The organism is Dyadobacter sp. NIV53 (genome assembly GCF_019711195.1).
Taxonomy (GTDB): Bacteria; Bacteroidota; Bacteroidia; order Cytophagales; family Spirosomataceae; genus Dyadobacter.
The window spans coordinates 5,805,632-5,826,745 of record NZ_CP081299.1; the positions used below are offsets into that span (position 1 = coordinate 5,805,632).

Annotated in this window: 13 protein-coding genes; 10 read left to right on the forward strand and 3 right to left on the reverse strand. The window is 46.6% G+C overall.

Going from position 1 to position 21,114, the window contains the following annotated elements:
- Nucleotides 1–24 precede the first annotated feature (24 nt).
- From KZC02_RS24030 to KZC02_RS24040, 3 genes are all read left to right on the forward strand, one after another.
- A complete protein-coding gene (locus KZC02_RS24030; protein ID WP_221390992.1) occupies nucleotides 25–1,578 on the forward strand; it encodes an amidase in 1,554 nt (517 codons plus the stop codon).
- 94 nt (nucleotides 1,579–1,672) lie between these two features.
- Entirely contained in the window at nucleotides 1,673–2,839 is a 1,167-nt protein-coding gene (locus KZC02_RS24035) for an acetamidase/formamidase family protein (protein ID WP_221390993.1), read from the forward strand.
- Between the two features lie 93 nt (nucleotides 2,840–2,932).
- Entirely contained in the window at nucleotides 2,933–4,687 is a 1,755-nt protein-coding gene (locus KZC02_RS24040) for an asparaginase domain-containing protein (RefSeq protein ID WP_221390994.1), read from the forward strand.
- Nucleotides 4,688–5,019: 332 nt separating this feature from the next.
- Here the strand turns inward: KZC02_RS24040 and KZC02_RS24045 are convergent, their stop codons facing one another.
- The 3 genes from KZC02_RS24045 to KZC02_RS24055 are packed head-to-tail and all read right to left on the reverse strand — an operon-like array spanning nucleotide 5,020 to nucleotide 7,959.
- Nucleotides 5,020–5,847 carry a class II fructose-bisphosphate aldolase gene (locus KZC02_RS24045; protein WP_221390995.1) on the reverse strand — a complete coding sequence of 276 codons (828 nt, stop codon included), beginning with the start codon at nucleotides 5,845–5,847 and terminating at the stop codon, nucleotides 5,020–5,022.
- Nucleotides 5,844–6,797 (reverse strand): carbohydrate kinase family protein, encoded by a 954-nt coding sequence (locus KZC02_RS24050; RefSeq protein ID WP_221390996.1) that lies wholly within the window; start codon nucleotides 6,795–6,797, stop codon nucleotides 5,844–5,846. The genes KZC02_RS24045 and KZC02_RS24050 overlap by 4 nt, the downstream gene beginning before the upstream one ends.
- Nucleotides 6,798–6,810: 13 nt before the next feature.
- On the reverse strand, nucleotides 6,811–7,959 hold the full coding sequence (locus KZC02_RS24055; protein ID WP_221390997.1) for an SIS domain-containing protein: 1,149 nt from the start codon (nucleotides 7,957–7,959) through the stop codon (nucleotides 6,811–6,813).
- A 224-nt stretch (nucleotides 7,960–8,183) separates the two neighbouring features.
- Between KZC02_RS24055 and KZC02_RS24060 the strand changes: the two genes are divergently transcribed.
- The 7 genes from KZC02_RS24060 (at nucleotide 8,184) to KZC02_RS24090 (ending at nucleotide 21,112) form a co-directional block, all read left to right on the forward strand.
- Nucleotides 8,184–10,154, forward strand: coding sequence for a S9 family peptidase (locus KZC02_RS24060; protein WP_221390998.1), 1,971 nt, complete (start codon nucleotides 8,184–8,186; stop codon nucleotides 10,152–10,154).
- Nucleotides 10,155–10,220: 66 nt separating this feature from the next.
- Complete coding sequence (locus KZC02_RS24065; protein WP_221390999.1) at nucleotides 10,221–11,108, forward strand: DMT family transporter; 888 nt, start codon at nucleotides 10,221–10,223, stop codon at nucleotides 11,106–11,108.
- 192 nt (nucleotides 11,109–11,300) lie between these two features.
- Nucleotides 11,301–12,548 carry a hypothetical protein gene (locus KZC02_RS24070; protein ID WP_221391000.1) on the forward strand — a complete coding sequence of 416 codons (1,248 nt, stop codon included), beginning with the start codon at nucleotides 11,301–11,303 and terminating at the stop codon, nucleotides 12,546–12,548.
- A gap of 8 nt (nucleotides 12,549–12,556) precedes the next feature.
- Nucleotides 12,557–13,747, forward strand: coding sequence for a hypothetical protein (locus KZC02_RS24075; protein ID WP_229253766.1), 1,191 nt, complete (start codon nucleotides 12,557–12,559; stop codon nucleotides 13,745–13,747).
- A gap of 80 nt (nucleotides 13,748–13,827) precedes the next feature.
- On the forward strand, nucleotides 13,828–15,711 hold the full coding sequence (locus KZC02_RS24080) for a glycoside hydrolase domain-containing protein (protein WP_229253767.1): 1,884 nt from the start codon (nucleotides 13,828–13,830) through the stop codon (nucleotides 15,709–15,711).
- Between the two features lie 85 nt (nucleotides 15,712–15,796).
- Complete coding sequence (locus KZC02_RS24085; RefSeq protein ID WP_221391003.1) at nucleotides 15,797–19,078, forward strand: DUF5107 domain-containing protein; 3,282 nt, start codon at nucleotides 15,797–15,799, stop codon at nucleotides 19,076–19,078.
- A gap of 6 nt (nucleotides 19,079–19,084) precedes the next feature.
- On the forward strand, nucleotides 19,085–21,112 hold the full coding sequence (locus KZC02_RS24090; RefSeq protein WP_221391004.1) for an esterase family protein: 2,028 nt from the start codon (nucleotides 19,085–19,087) through the stop codon (nucleotides 21,110–21,112).
- The last annotated feature ends 2 nt before the right edge of the window (nucleotides 21,113–21,114 follow it).

The window sequence follows — 21,114 nt, forward strand, 5'->3', positions numbered from 1 at the left end:
AAAATATCTTAACCGGGCCCTTTTATGCAAAATATATCAACTCAAATTTATTCACGGAGGAAGCTGTTTTCATTCGGATTTTCAGCCAATGCGCTGTCTGCTTTATCTGAAAATGCTCAGGCTGCTAATCCCCTTTCATCGTTTCTGGTTTCCGGCGATACTACGGATGAGCCAATTTATATGTCGGCTACCAAACTGGCAGAGCTCATCAGGCAGAAGAAAATATCATCGGAAGAATTGGTAACCGCTTATATAAAACGTATTGAACATGTTAATTTTCGTTTGAATGCAGTAGTGATGGAATGCTTTGACCGGGCTCTTGCAGAAGCAAAAGCAGCAGATCAGTCACTTAAAAAAGGGAAATTACTAGGTCCGTTACATGGTGTTCCGATGACGATCAAAGATTCCTTTGAGACAGAAGGAGTGATCAGTACCGGAGGGACCCTGGGCCATATGAACTATATTCCTAAAAATGATGCGACAGTAGTAGCGAGGCTGCGTGCCAGCGGGGCAATTTTGCTTGGAAAAACCAACACACCTGAATTTACATTAGCAGGAGGGGGCCTGAGAGGTGTTACAACAACAGGCAACATTATTTATGGTGTGAGTAAAAACCCGTATGATTTAAATCGCGGGACTTCTGGCAGCAGTGGTGGAGCAGGATCAATCATTGCAGCTGGCGGAACCGCTTTTGATGTAGGTACAGACTGGGGCGGCAGTGTACGTTTGCCAGCCAGTACCAATGGTATCACAGGTATTAAACCTACTTCGGTACGCATTCCAAGAACCGGGCACATTGTAGATTACGGTGGTATTTACGATCTATGGCAGCAGCCGGGGCCGATGGCCCGGCGTGTGGAAGATCTGATTCTCCTGACACCCATTTTGAGCGGCCCGGATTTTAAAGACGCGGCCGTAGTACCTATGCCATGGCTGGATCCGGCTAAGGTCAATGTTGCCAAACTGAAAGTGGCATTTTATCCTAATAATGGCTTGCTTACCACCGCCGTCGAAACGCAGGAAGCCGTAAAACAGGCGGCAAAATGGATGGAAGAGGCAGGGGCTGTCGTAACGGAAGACTTGCCAAAAGAACTGCTTGACGAGCTGGGTGCCATTCGTCGCGAACTGACACAGGGAGATTCCTGGGCATTTTTGAAACGTGCCGGAGATAAAGCAGGTAGCCATGTATTAAGTGCTACCATTGTCGACCGTATAGATAAAGTGAAACCTATCTCTGCCGAAAGATACACTGAACTGCTTGAAATGCAGGATAAAAACCGAAGTAAAATGCTCCAATGGTTTCAAAAATACGATGTTATCCTTTGTCCTACCACAGATACTCCGGCCCCTCTGATTGATGAAGGAGTTAAGGATGCTGTGCCTTCGGCAAGTGCCGGTTATGTCGGAGCTTACAATACTACCGGCTGGCCTTCCACCGTAGTTCGTTGTGGTGGCACTAAAGAAGGTTTGCCGATTGGCGTGCAGGTAGTGGCACATCCATGGCGTGAAGATATATCCTTGGCCGCTGCGCAATATCTGGAAACGCGTTCAGGCGGATGGAAGAAACCCAATATTTGAGCCAGTTGCTTTATGCAACTATACATTTGCTTCACTCCAAAAAAATATACCGGTTTCAATCCATAAAAGGCAGATACCTACAAAACATATCCATATGGCCGACAATCAAAAAGATAATCAAAAAAACACCCGTAGGGGTTTCCTCAGAAAAACAGCTCAGGGGGGATTTGCAGCGCTTGCATTAGGTAGCTTCTCCGCCAGGGCGGATGATTTATCTGGTATTCCAGGTAATAAAAGTGCAGTGGCCCGGCCGGCAATCAAACCGGATTATTTCATCAAGACAGTGCCTGAAAACATGGTAGCCGGTTATTTTGGTGCGGACGTGCCACCAATTGCCAGGGTAAAAGACGGCGCAGTTGTGGAAATTCAGACAGTAGGTGCCGTAGGGATCAGTAAGACAGATCCGGAAAGCTTTTTTAAGAATAATAATTTACCTGTTGATGCACATGCGCTGGAAATCATTAAAATACAAAAGGAAGTAAAACCGGAGCCTTCCGGCATACGCGGCCACATGCTTACGGGACCGATCTATATAGAAGGGGCCGAGCCAGGTGATATGCTGGAAGTGAGGGTTTTAGATCTTTCCATACGCAGCATGTACGGCGTGAACATGGTAAGGCCGGGAGGTGGAGGTATTCCTGATGACATAACCACACCCAATGCATTTATTTACAGGTATGATTCCAGGAAAAAAACAGGCACATTTAAAGAAGGGGTAGAGATACCGTTAAGGCCATTTATGGGTGTAATGGGTGTATCGCCGCCTCCGGAAAAAGGTCGTGTCAGCTCAATTGCACCGGGTAATTTTGGTGGAAACCTGGATATCCGACACCTTACAGTCGGTTCTACTTTATATTTACCTGTAAGCGTTCCCGGTGCTCTTTTTACAACGGGGGACTGCCATACTGCCCAGGGAAATGGAGAGGTAAGCGGCACAGCCATAGAAGGTTCGCTTACGATGATAGCAAAATTTATTGTACATAAAGGTAAAACGATCAAAGTACCAAGAGCTGAAAATGCAACACATTTTATAGCTATTGGCCTGGATCCGGATTTGCGTATTGCAATGAAAAATGCAATCAGGGAAACATGTAATTTTATCAGTACAGAAATAGGAGGTTTCACTTTCAATGAAGCCCTGTCTATTGCCAGTACCGGTGTTGAATTTGAAGTTAGCCAGGTAGTTGACCAGACACTAGGCGTACATGGCATGATTCCGAAATCTATTTTCACCAAGAAAAAATTTGACTACTGGACCTGACAAACCGATTCATCTGCTGTTTAATTTTTTTAAACAGCAGATTCCAGTTTCAAAGTCCGTTTCCCAGCTGCTTTTCTTTTTTTAACCAGAGTCATGAAACAATTAATAACCAGGTGCAGAATTATTGTAGTCTGCCTTCTGCTAAATTCTATATGGGCTAGATCTTCCTTTGCACAGGAACGGCAGGTTAAACCTAAAATCGCCGTTTTTTCTGGCCCGACTGCTACCATTCAAAATAGCCAGCCGCTGGTTACAAGCAATAAGGCACGTAAAAAACATGGTTTGCCTGAATTGAAAGATCCTTCGGGCAGAACATTAACAGACGTTCTGTTTTATCAGAAACTGGCTGCTCCGGCCAGGATTTATGTAGAGATGTTTACGGCGCATCCACTGGAAAATGACGTAAAAGAGCTGTATGGGGAACCAGATGGCTACGTAGATACCAAAGGTAAATTTGATACAAAAAGAAAATCACCCGACGACAGGCCCGTTCTGGAAATCCTGTTACAGCCACAAGATGGTTTGTATCCTTTACCCTACATGGCGCGGCAGATAAATGGGAATGCCTGGGATGCGGAATTTACCGAACCTAATGTACCTTTTGCAAAATCCAGGCAAACTTTTTATCCCAATGCTTTCCGGATTTTTGAAGAAATAGAAAGAAATGGCGGTCGTATAATGGAACTGGCTGACTATGATTTTTACCGTCCGGCTCCGGCTGGCGGTTATACGAAAGGCCTGTCTGAAAGTCAAAGGACCGATATGGGTAAAGGTGCTATTGCCCCGGAAAAATTGGGGGAGGATTTCTTCTCATACGGCCCTTATGGCGCCTCACCACATACAATTGCGTTGGCCAGGGCAACCAATATGGTTCAAAAGACGATGGCAACCGGCGATTATTTGGGTTCCGTCTGGCTTGAAGGAAGTCCGAGTATAGAAACCACTTCTTACTGGATGAACTTACTCATCGATACAAAATCTCCGATGGTATTCAACGCAGCGCAAAGAAAACGTGGCAGTATCAGCGCGGACGGTGATCAGAACATTAAGGATGCCATCACTTACATTACTTCAAAAGTATGGGCTGATGAGAATGGAAACAATAAAGTCGGATCTGTCATGATCCAGGACCAGATGGTATTTTCTACGCGTGAAGTTCAAAAAGGGGATGCTCGCCCGGGAGGTTATGTGGTCACTGGCGGGCACGGCGGCATTGTGGGAACGATGGGATATGGTCCAAAGCTTACTTTTCTTCCTGTAAGAAAACATACTTATCATTCCCAGGTTTCCTTAAAAAAGTTGCCTGGTCAGGTGCCTGGTATTATTAGAAATGGAAAATCTGTCGAAATTACTTCAGTCGCAACAAAGGACGCAGAAGGATATCTTATTCCTGGGTCACTACCAATGGTTACTATTCTAAAAAGCTCCAACTGGCGGTCGGATAACGATGCCAGTAAGGATGCATCGACGGAAATCGATATTCTGGCCCGGCTGAATGATTATATTGATAAGCACCCGCTGGCAGGTTTTGTAGGAGAAGGTTACGCTCCCTATGGTTCGATGACTTCGCCAATGGACGCAGCATTAACAAAAGTTGTTTTGCATGGGTATCCGGTGTTAAAAGTTGCCCGGGGTAATGCTGATGGATTTATGGATACAAATACGAATAACTTATTTATAGAAGGACAAAATACAACAGCAACAAAAGGAATGATGTTACTAATGGCCTGCATTTTAAAATTTGGAGCGCTTCCGCCTGCAAAAGACCCTGATCATCCTACCGGAGAAGAATTAAGGCTGATCAAAGAAAAAATAAACCAGTACCAGGAAATTTTTCATACACATTAATGCTTACAGCGAGATAATTCCTCTGGTTTAAAAATTGTTTTTTGACGGCCTAGAATATGGTTCGAAAACTGCTTTTCAGAAACCCTTTACATATTTTAAGATCTTATAAACCTGGGCTGACTTTTAATGTAGACCATCTTCTGTATTTCATCTATGTTAAGAAAGAGATAGCCAGTGTCTGTACTGGTATCAATAGATTCAGAAACAGATTTCAATTGCCTGACAGTTTTAAGCTGTACACGCCGGATCTTATTTTGTTATATAAAAAGGTTTTTAAGTTTGAAAGGATAAACATATTTGCCGTTTCGTAAATCGTGGTGAAAAAAACCAGGTTACGCCACTATATTCTCCACCATTTCCAGCTTGGTTTTGACAAGTTCGGTAATTTTGAAGGTTGCTTTTGGAAATACTCTCCGAAGGTCAATATCCTGGTTGTAGGTTAGCTCAGCTTTTAGGGAAGCCATGAATATGTTCTTAATTTCGGTCGCCAGGTTCACTTTACAGATCCCATTGGAAATCGCCTGCTTAACCTGCGTATGCGGTACGCCTGAGCTTCCATGTAAAACCAGGGTCGCCGAAGTTTTTCCGGCAATGCTGCGCAGCAGATCAATATCCAGCCTGGGTTCTTCTTTATAAAAGCCGTGTGCAGTGCCGATTGCCACGGCTAGTGCATCAACGCCCGTTTCCTGTACGAAAGCAGCCGCTTCGTCCGGCTGCGTAAATCCCGTGGTATGATGCGACTGGCCCAGTTTCGCCACGTAACCAAGTTCTGCTTCTACATGTGCATCGTACCGTTTGGCGCGCTCGACCACCTCCCTGGTCAGTCTGACATTATGCTCAAAAGGAAGCTCGCTGCCATCGATCATCACCGAATCGAAACCTGCATCCAGGCATCGCTGTACCAGTTCGACGGACCCGCCGTGGTCCAGGTGGATCCAGCCTTCCACACCAAATTCTTCAAGTCCGTTGCGGCCCAGGTTCACGGCCGTTTTAAGTCCCATGTAATCAATCGAGCTTTGGGTAAGTTGCAGAATGACCGGTTGTTTCATTTCCGCGGCGGCCTGCAATACACCATGCAATGTTTCCAGGTCATAATAGTTAGTAGCCAGCAATCCTTTTTTCAGCTGTGTTAATTCGCGCAGTTTTTCTTTCAATTTCATGACAGGCATAGTTCTATTCCCCAGAAGTCTTTTATCTTTTCGCTGATTGTGTTGAAGTTGTAAAATGCACCTGTGCCACCCGCAGCCGTAGTGTTCAGCGCACCCATCAGATTGCCCTCCCGCAGGCAGTCTTCCAGGGAAGCACCAGAAATGTATTTCTGAATGAACCCTGCATTAAAGGAGTCGCCTGCCCCTATAGCATCCACGAAATGCGACACTTCAAAAGCAGGCACCGTTAATTGTTGGTTAGCACAAATACCCATACTGCCATTTCTGCCCATTTTCAGTGCGAGCGTATTCAGGTAGGGACGAATTTTTTCAATGCCGCTGCTGATCGAATCCGTTTTCGTAAGGGCGAGTAATTCCGATTCATTAGGCATAAAGACATCCACATGAGGCAGGCACCTTGCATAGTCGAACGCCCAATTTTCGGCTGGATCCCATTGCAGGTCCAGCGAAGTGGTCATGCCGGCAGCCTGTGCGTTTATGAAAATCTGCTCAATATCATTTAAAAGCCCTTTCTGAAGAAACAGGCTTGATACATGCAGATGCTGGTAAAGAGCGGGTGTCCTGAATGGTATATCGCTGATAGTCAGAGTATTCATTGCACCCTGGTAGGTGACATTAGCCCGATCCTGACCGTAATTCAAAACCAGCGTGCACCCCGTTTTCTGGCCTGTAAGTTTGGTTACATGCCGGCAGCTAACGGACTTTTGTTCCAGTTCGCCAAGAATGAAGTCACCAAAATAATCGTCACCCACTACTCCGCAAAAGGTCGTATCTACACCCATCGCAGCACTATTGGCCGCCATGATGGCCGAAGAGCTGCCCAGGCACATATCCATTTCATCCGCAATCGTCTCCTTTCCCACCTGAGGGAAAGCCTGGATTTTATTCAAAATCAGGTCGACATTCAGCTCACCTACAACCAGTAGTTTAGGGTTTATCATTTTTCTTGATATTTTATTCCTTATAAATATTGACCCCTTGTACAACCCTGCTGATCGATCCTGATACGGACGGGCTATCAGGGTTAATACCCAGGTGCACCGCGCTATAGTAACCGAGCAATTGGCCGACCAGGGTTACCGGGATCATCTGATATTGATTGTGCGGATCAATTTGCAGGTCTATTTTGCTGCTATTTGGTAATACCAGTTCGTTTATGCCCCCGACTTTTAAGGAATGAATTTCCCTGCTATCATTTGCAATGTCTTCGACAAGGTCCCTCTCGTAACGCATAATGTGCGGATTTCGGGAAAACAGGTAGACCATTAAGGTATTTTCATTTACAAAAGCCCTCGGCCCATGCCTGAAACCTAAGAAAGAATCCGACATGCACACCAGCTTTCCATCTGTCAGTTCGAGCAATTTTAGGTGACATTCCCTGGCAATACCCAATAACTCCCCGGAACCCAGGAAGACTACCCGTTCAAAACCTTTCAGGGCCAGTGTTTCAAGCAAAAATTTTTCTTCCAGAATCAAATTTCCCTGTTCCGCAATACGCCGGATTTTTTCTGATTCGTCGTCTATGTAGTCTATGCGGGCTACCAGAAGCGCGCATAACAACATACACGTGAAACTGCTTGTCATCGCCAGGCTCTTATCATTAGTAGCCTCGGGCAAGACAATGCGGTATAGCCTTTTCGGGTCCACTGTTTCCATATTGGCCAGTGCGCCCTCGCTATTGCAGGTGATGATCAAATGATAAACCTCATCACAATAAGTGTCGGCTAATTTTACCGTTTCAACGCTCTCGGGGCTGTTTCCCGAGCGGGCAAAAGAGATCAGAAGTGTTGGGGCCGCTCGGATAAAAATAGATTCCGGCTGGGTGACAATTTCTGTTGTATGTATCGCCTGAACAGGTCTGCGCCATAGTTGCTGCAAAGTCCCCCGGGCTGCCTCACCGATAAACCCCGAAGTGCCTGCGCCTGTCAGCACAACGTTTAGGTTCTCTTTTTCTAAAACAGGCCCGAGAAAACCGGCTATCTCTTTACTTTCTTTTTTAACTAATTGATAAACCTGCTGCCAAAGCGCTGGCTGCGACAGGATTTCACGTTGGGTGTGTGCTTCCACACCGCTTAGTAGCATACTTATTTCATTTTTCTGCATTATTACGGCGGTATTAGAAGAAGGTAATTTTATTCATTTGAAACATAATGTAATATTATTCAAAGTAAACATCATAAAACGAAAGTAAAAAATATTTTTAAACCTTTCTTTTAATTTATTTATTCTTACTTATATATTGCAAGAAAATATTAGCGTATTTTAGCATGTAAGACGCCTTCTTAGGAAATGCAGCTTACAAAACGATCGCTCCTGAACCAACTTTTATGATCTCAACGGAAATGAGGGACCCGGCCCGGGGACTTGTGATAGAAGATTTATGCAAAATCAGAAAAGTAGGCACCCCCCTGCTATCTCCTTCCAGTGAAGACCTTGTATATCACGTTTCAGTGTCCGATCCTATTGAAAATGAGCATCAGGATTTAATTATACTCTTGTCGGCGGACAAAAAACAAGCCGTTTTGGGGCGAGGTGTCGCGCATTCCTGGTCACCCGATGGCACCGAGCTGCTGTACGAAACCGAAAGTGGGGACCTCTATATTTATACACTTAAAACTGCAGCGAGCCGGTTTCTGGCCCGGCGTTATGATTCTTCTTATTTTTTCAATCACCTGGCTGAAAAGAATTGCAGCTGGTCACCTAATGGACAGTATATCGCCTACCTCAGCGCTGACATTTCTGTTGCAGAGCCTGAAAATGAAGAGATCCGGGTGATCGACGACCTGCTCTATAAATCCAAAGGCGGGCGGAGCAGGCCTGTATATGCCGATCATTCTTATACACATGTAATCCTGATACCCTCGGCGGGAGGATTACCGGTAAATATAACCCCGGGCAACTATAATGAGCATTCCATTACCTGGGCACCTGACAGCCGTCAAATTGCCTTCATCAGTAACAGGAACGCCTGTCCGGATGATAACCAGCAAAACGATGTCTGGAAGGTAGATATTCACACACAGTACATTGCCCGTCTTTCGGAACACACCGGTTTGGCCTACCAGCCGACCTGGTCGCCGGATGGTCAGCACATTGCTTTCCTGGCGGTTTCAGGGCATTCTGGCACCAACGACAGCACGGCCGAGGATACGCATATTGCCCTGATATCGCCCAATGGAGAAAACTTCCGGTACCTGACTCAATCTCTCGACAGGCGTATAGAGCACGTGCGCTGGCATCCCTCAGGAAAGTATCTGTACTTTACCGCAGGTGATCATGGCAATACTTCCATTTACCGGATAGGTATTGAAAAGGGAGAGATAGCAATGGTTCAGGGAGGCGCTGGCTGCATTTCTGAGTTTTGTCTTGATGCGCTTGGAGAGGAAATGGTGTTTGTAAGATCTGATACGAACCATCCGGCTGAACTTTTCAAAACAAAAAATCAAGGTGCTGCAACTGAGCAAATCACTCAGGAAAATACAGATTGGCTCGAAACGAAAACGTTGCAAAAAGCAGAAACATTCTGGTTTGACAGCTTTGGTAGTATTCGGGCGCAAGGATGGCTGATGCCGCCTGTCAATTTCGATGAAACAAGGCGATATCCGCTTATCCTTTTAGTTCACGGTGGGCCCCACAATATGTTCGGACAGGATTTTGACGAGCGCATACATTTGCTCTCACAGGCTGGTTATGCGGTATTGTACATGAATCCCAGAGGCAGCCACGGCTACGGCCAGACGTTTTCAAACGGCACCCTTTTGGACTGGGGCGGGGGAGACTATCAGGATTTGATGGCCGGTCTGGACTTTGTACTGAGCGAAAATCCCTGGCTTGACGCAGCGCACCTGGGCGTAACCGGACAAAGCTATGGAGGCTATATGACAAACCGGATCATTACCCAAACGACGCGTTTCAAAGCGGCTGTAACCGATGGCGGGCTTAGCAATCTGGTCAGTTTTGCAGGCACTTCTTTATATCATTCTCTGATGGAATCTGAATTCGGAGGCAGGGCCCATGACCGGTTCGACTTGCTGTGGCAATGCTCGCCACTGCGAAACGTAGCCCAGGTTACTACGCCAACCCTGCTCCTCCATGGTGAAACGGATAATGAGGTACCTTTCTCACAGGCCGAAGAAATGTATATAGCCCTTAAAAAACAGGGTGTAGACACCAGGCTTGTGCAATACAAAGGTGAGGGGCACGGATGGAGGCCTGACCTGAAACCACGCAGCAAAGCGGATCTGAATGAACGCATGATCCAGTGGTTTGACAAATATATAAAAGCCGCGATTCCCTAAAATTCAGGCATTTATTTCAAATCTTACGCAACCACAATTTTACAAAAAGAAGAAATCAAAGATTTCATGAACAGCACCAAAAACCACTGGCCGATATACGTAATTATTCATGTCCTGTTCATAGGCGTATGGGGCGCTGTTATTGAAATTCCTGAAAAAAATGGTTTTCCTCCAACCCTGGGATATGTTGTCTGGGCGCTGACCATGATTCCTGCAGCGATTGCTGCACTGAAAATAAAGAACTGGAAACTGGATTTTAATAAAAAGGCTGTGTTTTGGGGCAGCGCAGTGGGCCTTTTAGGAGCTGGCGGCCAGCTTGTGCTTTTCTTTACACTACGCATTGCGCCAGCCTATTTGGTTTTTCCGATCCTCTCGCTTACCCCGGTCGTAACCATCCTGCTGGCGGTAGTTCTGCTTCATGAAAAAACAAGTAAAAGAGGCTGGATCGGAATCGCCCTGGCCCTTATTTCCATTTTCATGCTCTCTTACCAGCCGACGGGCTCCACCCGGGTAAGTGACTATAACTGGCTGCTTTTGGCCGCCGTGCCGCTCCTTGCCTGGGGTGCCCAGGGGTGTATCATGCGGTTTGCCAACGAGATTATGTCCGCCGAAAGCCTGTATTTCTATATGATGGTTTCATCTTTTGCACTCATTCCTTTTGCATTATATATAACTGATTTTGATCAGCCCATTCAGTGGGGATTCAGCGGGCCATATTTATCTGCAATATTACAGTCACTCAACGCATTTGGCGCGCTATGTCTTGTATACGCATTTCGATATGGAAAAGCAATCATTATTGCGCCTATAACCACTGCTCTTTCACCCGTGCTCACTGTTACATTGTCCCTTGCTTTGTACCAGACCATTCCACACCCCATCATTATTGCTGGAATCATGCTTACTATCATAGCAGCTCTTTTAATGGGACTTGAAGAAGCCAGTAATAGTTAAATCGTGAGAAACACTTAAAAGCTATAAAATCTATAAAATGAAACATAAACAAAATGAAATGAAAATAATTTTATTTCATTTTAATTTTATTTAAGCAAAATTATTTAAATTGGCACCGTATAAGCCTGAGTTGCTTTTACCTCATTGTAATGGTATGAAAAAATCTAATACTGCTTTCTCAAAACAGCTTTTATGAATTTTCGCTTTTCTTATCAATTGTATATTGCGGCATGCTGGATGGCAGGCTTCCTGGTTGTGGCTGGTTATGAGACCGCACATGCCCAGAAATCTGCGATTACCGAAAAGAATGTTGACTTCATTGAATATCCGGATTTTCCGGAAGCGCACTCCACCTGGGGTTCGATTGGCTACAATGCGGCTTCCAATACGGTGCACATCGGAGTTACCAACCACCGCAATAAAATAGGGCTTTACACTTTTGATCCGGTTCAAAACACAATGAAACTGAATGGGTTCATTGGCGATATGGCGCATCTGCGTAATTTTCAATGGCAGGGAAAAATACATTCTAAAATCGTGGCGGCACCCGACGGTTCGATCTATTTCTCCACTGACGGCGGCGAATCTCGGGAGGAATACCTGATGGAACATCCGCACGGTTATGCCGGCGGCTATTTCATGAAGTGGGATCCCAGGACAGGCAGCCTGAAAAACCTTGGATTGGCCATGCCTTTCGAAAGTATAAAGGACGTTGACGTAAATCCGAAAACCGGAATGCTCTACGGAATCACTTACCCGCAAGCCCATTTCATGGTGTACAATCCGGATAAAAACGAAATGCGCGACCTCGGCCGATTGGCAAGTTCGCACGTTCCGCGCGTATTGTTCACCGACTGGTGGGGGAATTGTTATTATGTGGACTGGAGACAGCGCCTGGTGAAGTACGAAGCAGAACGGGACTCTCTGGTATTTGCACGCGAAAGTCTGCCTGCATTTCCCGGCACGCCCGGCTCCAAAATTATCACTGGAATTACAGCCTACGCCAAAGACGAGGCCAAAGGAATTATTTATCTGGTCACTTATGGCGCAAAACTGATCGCCTTTTATCCTGAAAAAAACGGAATGGGCAAGGTTAAAGATCTGGGTGGTGTTATTGAAACGGACAACATGGAAGCCTGGGGACCTTACGTGCCCAACCTGAACATCGGAAAGAACGGCAAGCTGTACTACATCATTGGCGGTCATGATAATTATGTGATAAAAGACAAAACCGTTTTGGTGGAATTCGACCCTGCTACGGGTAAAAAAATCATTTTACAGGAATATCCTACCACCACCATCACCGAGGCCACGGGCTCGGATGTCAGGGACAAAGATGGAAACCTGTATTTCGCCGGCCGGCGTAACCCTTCGGGCGAGGGCGATTTCACTACGCCCTTTCTGATCAAATTCAATCCTGAAAAAGAAATCCGGAAATGAGAAATCTGATGAAGAAAATACTTTTACCAATCCTGCTGCTGACTTGTTCGGCACCACTTTTTGCCCAATACACTTTTTTTACCCCCAAAGAAGCATTTGCAATCGAAGTCTCGCTACCGAACAGCGCAGAAAAACGCCTGCCCATGTATCGCAATGCCATTATGTCCCTGCATGTACAAGGTGACCTGGTGCTCGGCGGGACCTCGGCAAAGGAAGGGTTATCGCCGTATCTGTTCGTTGCAAGTATTTCCGGAAAAAAGCTTTTGACGACAAAGGATTTGCAAGAGGTTGTTCCGGGACAAATGGCCATTGCTACCGGCTTTTCCAAGGGGGCTGGTAATCAGCTTTATGCAGGCACGATGGCCAGGGTCGACAAGAAACAGCAGCCGGGCCACCTGATACAAATCAGCATTGATAATGGCGGGGCAATCGAGGTAAAAGACCTGGGTGTTCCCGTTGCCGGAGAAAGCATTTTCACACTGATTAGTAATCAGGAAGGTACCGAACTCTATGGGGTCAGTTATCCGGGCGGCCGGTTTTTTGCCTACACCATTGCGACCAAAAAGGTACAGATATTTGATGAAGTGGCTCCGAAAGAAAAAGAGCTCAAAAACCTGGAAGAGTATGCAGTGGAGCCGGAGGTTTATCTCTGCAAAGCGCTGATTCAGGATAATGCAGGATTGGTTTATGGCAGTACGGCGGGCAACCGGGTGTTTGCTTTTGATCCGGTAAAAAAGACCTTTCAGTTTCTCGGAACACCTCTGCCGGCCGTCTGGGGGAGAGAAGTATTAGGACAAGTGGAAGCCTGGGCCAAAGCACCCGACGGAAAGTTATACGGCGGAAATGCCGGCGATGGGCAATTATTTGTCCTGGACCCCAAAACCAAAAAGATCAAAAACCTGGGTAAGCCTATGATGATGGCCCGGTTGCAGGCACTGGCTTTTGGGCGTGATGGTAAACTATATGGACTTGCAGGCGGTGCACCGGGTTATTCGCATTTGTTTTCTTATGATGAAAAAGGTGCTGGTTTCGTGGATCTGGGTAATCCTGAATTCACAATGGCAGCTCCCGGGATCGAGCAAGGAATCATGTGGCGGGGCTTTCAACTGAGTACACTGGCTGCCTCTGCAGATGGGAAGTACATGGTCATGGGCGAAAATGAAGCACTAAGCCAGCTCATGATCTTTCCCGTTGAATGAGTAAATGTGCCCCAGATAAATTTCCAGAACTAAACTTGATTATGGTAAGATTTGTGAAAGTAATCCTCTGTTTGATAGCCTTGGCCACATACATCGGTGGTAACAAAACTTATGGTGCCAATCCCTGGCAACTGAGGGCACTGCCTTCGTCGGTCCGGCTGGACCCGGTTACCAACGAAATTATCGAACACCGGTTTAAAGGCGTTCCATCCAATCAGGTTAAAAAAAACAATCTTCTTGATAAAAACTGGATATTCGACGGAAAGCAGGTTTCGCTTCACGGAGCACGTGGGGAATATGTGTCGTTTCAACTGGTACTATCTAATGAATCAGATTCAGAATTGACAGGGATCAGGCTCGACATGTTGCCTTTCAAAAACGGGAACTCTGAACTTGCCATTAAACCCGAGTTATTTCTGGAATGGTCAGTCAATGTACAAAGCACCAGCACAGGTTATCCTAAATCTACACTCGGCAAAGGCTGGTATCCCGACGCGCTGATTCCATTTAAATTCATTCAGACTGACTCAACCCAGGTCCATGGGCGATGGGTGTACCCATTTACGCTGCCCGACTTCAATAACCGGATCACTAACCAGCGTTCGCAGGTTATTTGGGTGGATCAGTTCATTCCAGTGGATTCACAGAAGGCAAAACCCGGAACATACCAGAGTGTGATCACAGCGAAGATTGGCGCCATTACAAAACAAATTCCCGTCAGCCTGACAATATGGGATTTTGAATTGCCCAACGAAAACCTTTTTAAAGCCAGCCTGCAACATGAAGGTTTTTTGAGTGGGATGGATGAAAAGCAGGAGTTATCTGTGTATCAGTTGTTTAAGCGCAATCGTATTTCCCTCATGGATCCGACTTATGATCCTGAAATGCAGTTTAAAAATGGCAAGGTGCAAATACAATGGGGCAAATTCGACCAGCGCCTAAAAAAATACCTGACCGGACAGGCCTTTACCAAAGAACATGGCTACACCGAAGGCCCCGGCTATGGTGAGCCGATCGAAACCTTTGCGCTTCCGTTCGACATCTATGGAAAACATGGTACCGCCGGCTGGCCGGATATCGGCAAACCCGAAGTAGAACGCAATGCCGCCAACCAGGCCATATATGTCAGCAGCATCCGGCAGGTACGTCAGCACTTACTTCCCATGGTGAATCCCGAAAAAACGTTGCTTACCGTTTATCTGAATGGCCTTGACGAATCCTATTTTCCTGAGGCCTGGTCGCGGATGGTGTTTTATGGCAATCTGTTTAAAAAAGAATATCCGGAAGCAAAGTTTCGGGTGGACGGCGGCTATAATAAAGAAGCGATGGATGTGATCGGGAAGTCCATAACCGACTGGGCATCACACACCATCAGCTACAACCTGGACGAAGTAAAGTTATACCAGCAAATGGGTATTAAAGACTGGCTTTACGGGCCAATGTTATACGAACATAAGCTGAACAGCTGGGTGGGAAGTTCGACATTTATCGATTTGCCCCTGATCAATGACCGCGCGATCAGCTGGGCATGCTGGAAATACAAAACCTACTCCTGGATCAGCTGGGGTGTCGGCGCCGGCTGGGAACGGGGCTGGTATGATCCCGAATCCTGGAAAGATTTTTACAAGGAAGCCGCGGAGGCCGATGCAGAATTTACATACCGGACATTTAACGGGAACGGTTCTGTCATTTACAAACCCGGCATGGTGCCTAATGTATCCGAACCCTGTCCGTCCATCCGTCTAAAAACGATGCGTGACGGTGTGCAGGATTATGAATACCTGCGTTTGCTGACAAAGCTCGATGGCAATTCCAAGCGTGCGGATGAACTCGTTAATAAGCTGATCAAAGAGCCATTCGGAGATAAATCCATTGGTAACCTTGATGTATGGGGCTATGATCAGGAACAATGGCACAAAGTGCGTTTGGAACTGGGCGAGCTTGTTTCGAAGGGTAAAATGTGAAAAGTGAGATGTGAGATGTGAAAAGTAAAATGTGAGATGTGAGATGTGTGTGAGATCAATTTATTGTTATTTTAAACTTATCTGCGTGAGTGCACTTTCCGCCTTTTCAATGTTATTGCCAGGTACCAGAGTAGCTCGTTTTGTTCTGACGTTGGTCCTGTCAACGCTGGTATTGTCACCAGCAGTTCAGGCGCAAAAGTCCGGCATTACGGAGAAAGTGCAGGCATTCCAGACTTATCCTTATTCCGACCCGAATCGGGTGCCGGTTATGGCGATTGGTAAAAAAGTTTCGCCATTTTACCCGTACTACGTTTTTGATGGATATACCAACAAAAGCACTTCTAAAAACTGGAAGGTGGTGGAGCTGGAAAATCCTTTTATCAAAGTGCAGATACTACCGGAAGTGGGTGGAAAAGTACTGGGAGCCGTGGAAAAATCGACCGGCGAGGAGTTTGTCTACGTCAACCACGTTATGAAGTTCCGCGCCATCGGAATCCGGGGTCCGTGGACCAGCGGCGGAATTGAGCATAATTTCGGTCTGGATCTGGGCCACGCTCCCTGGGCAGCCGCTCCGGTAGATTATGTGATGCTGAATAATCCGGATGGAAGTGTAACCTGTGTGGTCGGCGGAATTGATCTTGCGTCACGCACGCAGTGGCGGGTCAAAATCGTACTTCCTAAGGATAAAGCTTACTTCGAAACACAAAGCCTTTGGTATAATCCTCTGCCTCTGCACGATTCTTACCTGTCGTGGGAAAATGCGGCATTCAGGGCGTCGGATGATATGCAGTTCTTTTTTCCGGGAACGCACCATGTAGGACACGACGGACTGGCAAGCCCCTGGCCTATTGATCAGCATGGTGTTGATTTGTCCTATTACAAAAATGTCAATTCCGGCGGCGATAAATCTTATCACGTGATGGGTACGCATACGACCTGGTTTGGCGGATACTGGCACAACAAAAACTTCGGCTTCGGTCACTGGGCTCCGTATTCGGATGCTCCTGGTAAGAAATTATGGATCTGGTCTCGTGCAAGGGAAGGTGCTATCTGGGAAGATCTGCTCACGGATAAAGACGGACAATACATTGAAGCTCAGTCGGGTGTAACATTCAATCAGGCGGCTGAAAGGAGCGGATTTCACAGTCCGTTCAACCAAAAGTCTCTGGGGCCGTTTTATTCTGAGACCAAAACCGAATACTGGTTTCCTGTCAAAGCGGCTGGCGGTATGGTCGATGCTTCGCCTTACGGTACGCTCAATGTAGTGGCGACCGGAGACAGTCTTAGAATAATATTTAACCCGATTTCTCCCATTCAGGACACACTGAAAGTGACTGTTGCCGGGCAGACCATTTATCAAATCCCGCTCCAACTTAAACCTATGGAGGTGTATGTCAAAACCATACCTTTTACAAAGTCCCAGACAAATCAAAAACCACTTCGGGTGAGCATTGGTAAAGACCGCCTCGTTTATTCCACGCAGGCAGAAAAGATTTTAGACCGTCCTGTGATTTCCGCAGACAAGCAGGACTTCAATTCAGCAGAACGACTTTTTGAGCTTGGGGAAGATGAAAATGCAATGCGCAATTTCGAGGGAGCCCATTTACGTTACCTGGAATGTCTTAAAAAAGAAACTACCCATAGTGGCGCATTGGTGCGGCTGGCCGAATACCATTATCGTAAAGGTGAGTACGCACAGGGACTGGACTTTGCCAGAAAAGTACTGGCTGAAAACACCTACCATGGCGGCGCTAATTATCTGTATGGTGCCCTTTACCGAAAATTGGGCGACCTGACCAAAGCCGAAGAAGCTTTATCGGTTGCTACCTGGACCATGGAGTACAAATCCGGCGCCTATGCCCAATTAGCTGGCATTGCGTTACAAAAACAGGATTTTGAAAAAGCCGGATACGATGCCCGGAAAGCATTGGACTACAACCGAAATAATCTGGTAGCCAATCAGCTGCTTGGCACTTCGCTTCGAAAACTGAATAAACCGGATCAGGCGGCTGACGTATGGAAAGCTCTCCTGGAAATTGACCCGCTCAGTCACTACGCACATTTCGAACAATATCTGCTCCAACCGACCGACGAAAACCTGGTCATTTTTCAAAGTGCCATTCGTAACGAACTGCCGCAAGAAACCTACCTGGAACTGGCGATGGACTATGTAAATCAGGGACAAAACCTGGAAGCGATGCAGGTGCTGCGACTGGCGCCCGCTTATCCCACGGTGTCCTACTGGCTTGCATTTCTTAGCCAAGATTCTTCCCCTGCGGAAAGTGAAAAACATTTAAAAAACGCGATTGACATGTCTCCCGAACTGGTCTTTCCTTTCCGTCTGGAAAGCATTCCTGTACTTCAATGGGCAGAAAAACAGCAGTCTTCCTGGAAAAACCGTTATTACCTTGGGCTGATCTATTGGCACATTGGTGATCTTGAAAATGCCAGAATACAATACGCATCATGTAAAAACGAGCCTGACTATACTCCATTTTACATTGCAAGAGGTATTCTTTTTCAAAACGACGCAGCCAGCTCGGCTCAGGCACAGCTTGATCTTGTAAAAGCCAATCAGCTTAACCCCAAAGAATGGCGCACCTGGCATTATCTGACGGAATATTTTAACAAGCAAAAAACGCAGGAAAAAGCGCTCGAAAACGCCCGGTCTGCTTACAAACTGTTTTCTGAAAATCCCGTCATTGGAATCGATTATGCCAAATCGCTGCTGGATGCGGGTAAATTTGGAGCCTGCCTGCAAGTGCTGGACAAAATTCAAATCCTGCCGCAGGAGGGAGCCCGGGAAGGACATAACGTGTATATCGTAGCCAACCTGGCACAAGCCCTTATTTTTGCAGAAAACAAAAAATACAACGATGCCTTAAAAGCGCTTGAAAAAGCCCGCTTGTGGCCGGAAAATCTGGGTACGGGCAAACCTCATGAACCCGATACGCGACTGATGGACTACCTGGCAACCTATTGCGAAACGCAGCTTGGCCATGCCGGGAAAGCGCAGCAATATTCGCAGACTATCACCGATTACACCCTCAATGCCAGCAAGGAAAGCAACCGCAATGTGCTCAATAATTATCTTGGGGTGAAGGTAATGAGGGATTCAGGCAAACAGGAATCAGCTTCTAAATTCATTGATACCTGGAAAATGGAACAGGATTCGCTGCGTAACTGGGAAATCACGGAAGGGTCTGGTGCTCCGGATGTACAGTGGGTTATCGGTAAAGCGCAGGATGACCAGGCACGTTCGGAAAAGCTCAAACAGGAATTAACGGTGGATAAAAAGTACAGCCTTACGACCTTGTTTTATAAAATACTTGATCTGGCAGAAACCCGCAAAAGTGGGAATAAATAGTGCATTATGAATTTGATCAGCAGGTTTATCGGTTTTTTAAAAATGAACGGCACCCGGGTTTTGAAACTGCCCGCTTTGCTGGTCTTGACGGCTCTGTTGCAGGTACAGGCTCAGCAGCCGCAGCGAAAGGCAATTATCGAAGACCGGAAACATTACAGTGAAGTGTTCAAAGAGGACCGGCATTTCCGCATGATCATGCCGCCTGATTATTACGAGCATCCTGAGCGGCGGTATCCGGTCATTTACTATTTTCATGGAAACGCAGGAAGGTTTAACGGTCCGGCAGATGGCGAAGTTTCCCGCTCGGGCGAGGCACGCTATTACGATGAATTTAACGGGAATGATGAACGATGCGGTCCTGATTCGCTGGATAATTTCGCAAACTATGTGGAAGGTACAGATGTCATTATCGCCAAATGGGACGGTTATGTGCCGGCACAATATCCGCGCCCTTACGATATTGCGCCTGTAAAAGAAGACAGGCAGTTTGTTGATTACTTTCCGGAATTTGTGCGGTACGTGGATGCCCACTATCGTACCAAGGCTTTTCGGGAAAACCGTGCGGTATCAGGGTTGAGTATGGGCGGATTTATGTCCATGCTGGTTGCTTCCAAATATCCGCACCTGCTATCGAGCGCTTCGTTTTTCTGTCCTTCCGCTTCGTTTACGGTCGGTCCGAAGGCTTTACAGATTTATACGCCATTCAAGGAAATGGGGCGCAATTTTGTTGGCTTGCCAATTCGTATGCACCTGGGAAGCAAGGATTTTTTGCGGCAGCACGACCAGGAGATCGACCGGGCTTATCAAACGCTGGAATTGAACTACGAAAGCTGGTTTTATGGAATTGGCTATTTCAGAGGCTTCCACAATGCGGTCAATATCAAAGGACAATTCGATTTTCACATGAAGTATTTCCGAATGCCACTCGCGAGGCCGGAAAAGTGGCATCATATTGATTTATACCCCAGCTTTTCTGTCTGGAATTACGACGTTAACACCAATCGGAATATTCCGGGATTCACGATACTGAATGATGTACGCCGGGAAGGATTCAGTTTGCAAACCAAAAAGTGGCTGCCAGATGGACCTGCAATTCAGGATCTGTCTGTAAAAATAGAAACCGACAGTATTTACACGCCCAATACCAGTTTTCAGTTGATACGTCTGGATGTACCGACGCGCAAAATATACCGTTCGGATGTACGCAGCGACAAAAAAGGACGAATTCAGTGGCAGGGAACCGGTCAGCAGAGCGACATCGGATTGTACCGGGCTGGCGATCCGGGGCACATTTCCATGGCAACCTATACCCTCGACCGTAAGATGCCGGGCGTTGGCGATATCGTTTCCCTGAGTCCATTATTATTTAACAAAGGCGGGGCCGCCGTCGATTCCATAGGCATTGAGCTCATCGCGCAGGATGAAGAAGTGGAAGTGATGGACCCGGCCACGACCATTGGACAAGTAGCTCAGGGCGCGCTGTATGAAAAGACCGCTTTTCGGATACGGTCACGAAACGCCAGCCTCGACCGTGCGAAGCTGAAATTAGTACTAAGCTATCAGGGTAAAAAAGACCAGTTTCTGCTGGAAGTTCCTTTTTATTCACCCGAAGCAACACTTAAACATTTTACAGTTGCCGACGGTCGTCCGGTGAAGCTGGAAGTGGAAGAAAAAACGCTTGTAGGAGAAGGGAATGGTGACGGGATCGCTAATCCTGGTGAATGGATCAGCATTTTCACGCAGTCGGATCTTGATTCGCTGCATGACTTTGGCCTTCAGCTTTATACCGAAGATCCCTACGTCGCGATGGATAATAGGCGTATGCTTTTCTTTGCCCGCAACGACTGGTCGGGTGCACAGCGGCTGACCTCCCAGATGCAGATCAAACCGGATTGTCCGGATGGGCATGAGATCAAATTTTACGGTGTTTACGAATACCCGAAAAACGGTAACACACGCCGGGACAGCCATGGGGCGCATTCGTTCATTCACGAAACAAAGCGGATTTCTTTTACTGTGAAAGTTAAAAGATAGTT

Bases quoted from the DNA above. Each gene is read 5' to 3' on its own strand.
- KZC02_RS24030 (WP_221390992.1), top strand. From the start codon at position 25: ATGCAAAATATATCAACTCAAATTTATTCACGGAGGAAGCTGTTTTCA.
- KZC02_RS24035 (WP_221390993.1), top strand. From the start codon at position 1,673: ATGGCCGACAATCAAAAAGATAATCAAAAAAACACCCGTAGGGGTTTC.
- KZC02_RS24040 (WP_221390994.1), top strand. From the start codon at position 2,933: ATGAAACAATTAATAACCAGGTGCAGAATTATTGTAGTCTGCCTTCTG.
- KZC02_RS24045 (WP_221390995.1), bottom strand. From the start codon at position 5,847: ATGAAATTGAAAGAAAAACTGCGCGAATTAACACAGCTGAAAAAAGGA.
- KZC02_RS24050 (WP_221390996.1), bottom strand. From the start codon at position 6,797: ATGATAAACCCTAAACTACTGGTTGTAGGTGAGCTGAATGTCGACCTG.
- KZC02_RS24055 (WP_221390997.1), bottom strand. From the start codon at position 7,959: ATGCAGAAAAATGAAATAAGTATGCTACTAAGCGGTGTGGAAGCACAC.
- KZC02_RS24060 (WP_221390998.1), top strand. From the start codon at position 8,184: ATGATCTCAACGGAAATGAGGGACCCGGCCCGGGGACTTGTGATAGAA.
- KZC02_RS24065 (WP_221390999.1), top strand. From the start codon at position 10,221: ATGAACAGCACCAAAAACCACTGGCCGATATACGTAATTATTCATGTC.
- KZC02_RS24070 (WP_221391000.1), top strand. From the start codon at position 11,301: ATGAATTTTCGCTTTTCTTATCAATTGTATATTGCGGCATGCTGGATG.
- KZC02_RS24075 (WP_229253766.1), top strand. From the start codon at position 12,557: ATGAAGAAAATACTTTTACCAATCCTGCTGCTGACTTGTTCGGCACCA.
- KZC02_RS24090 (WP_221391004.1), top strand. From the start codon at position 19,085: ATGAATTTGATCAGCAGGTTTATCGGTTTTTTAAAAATGAACGGCACC.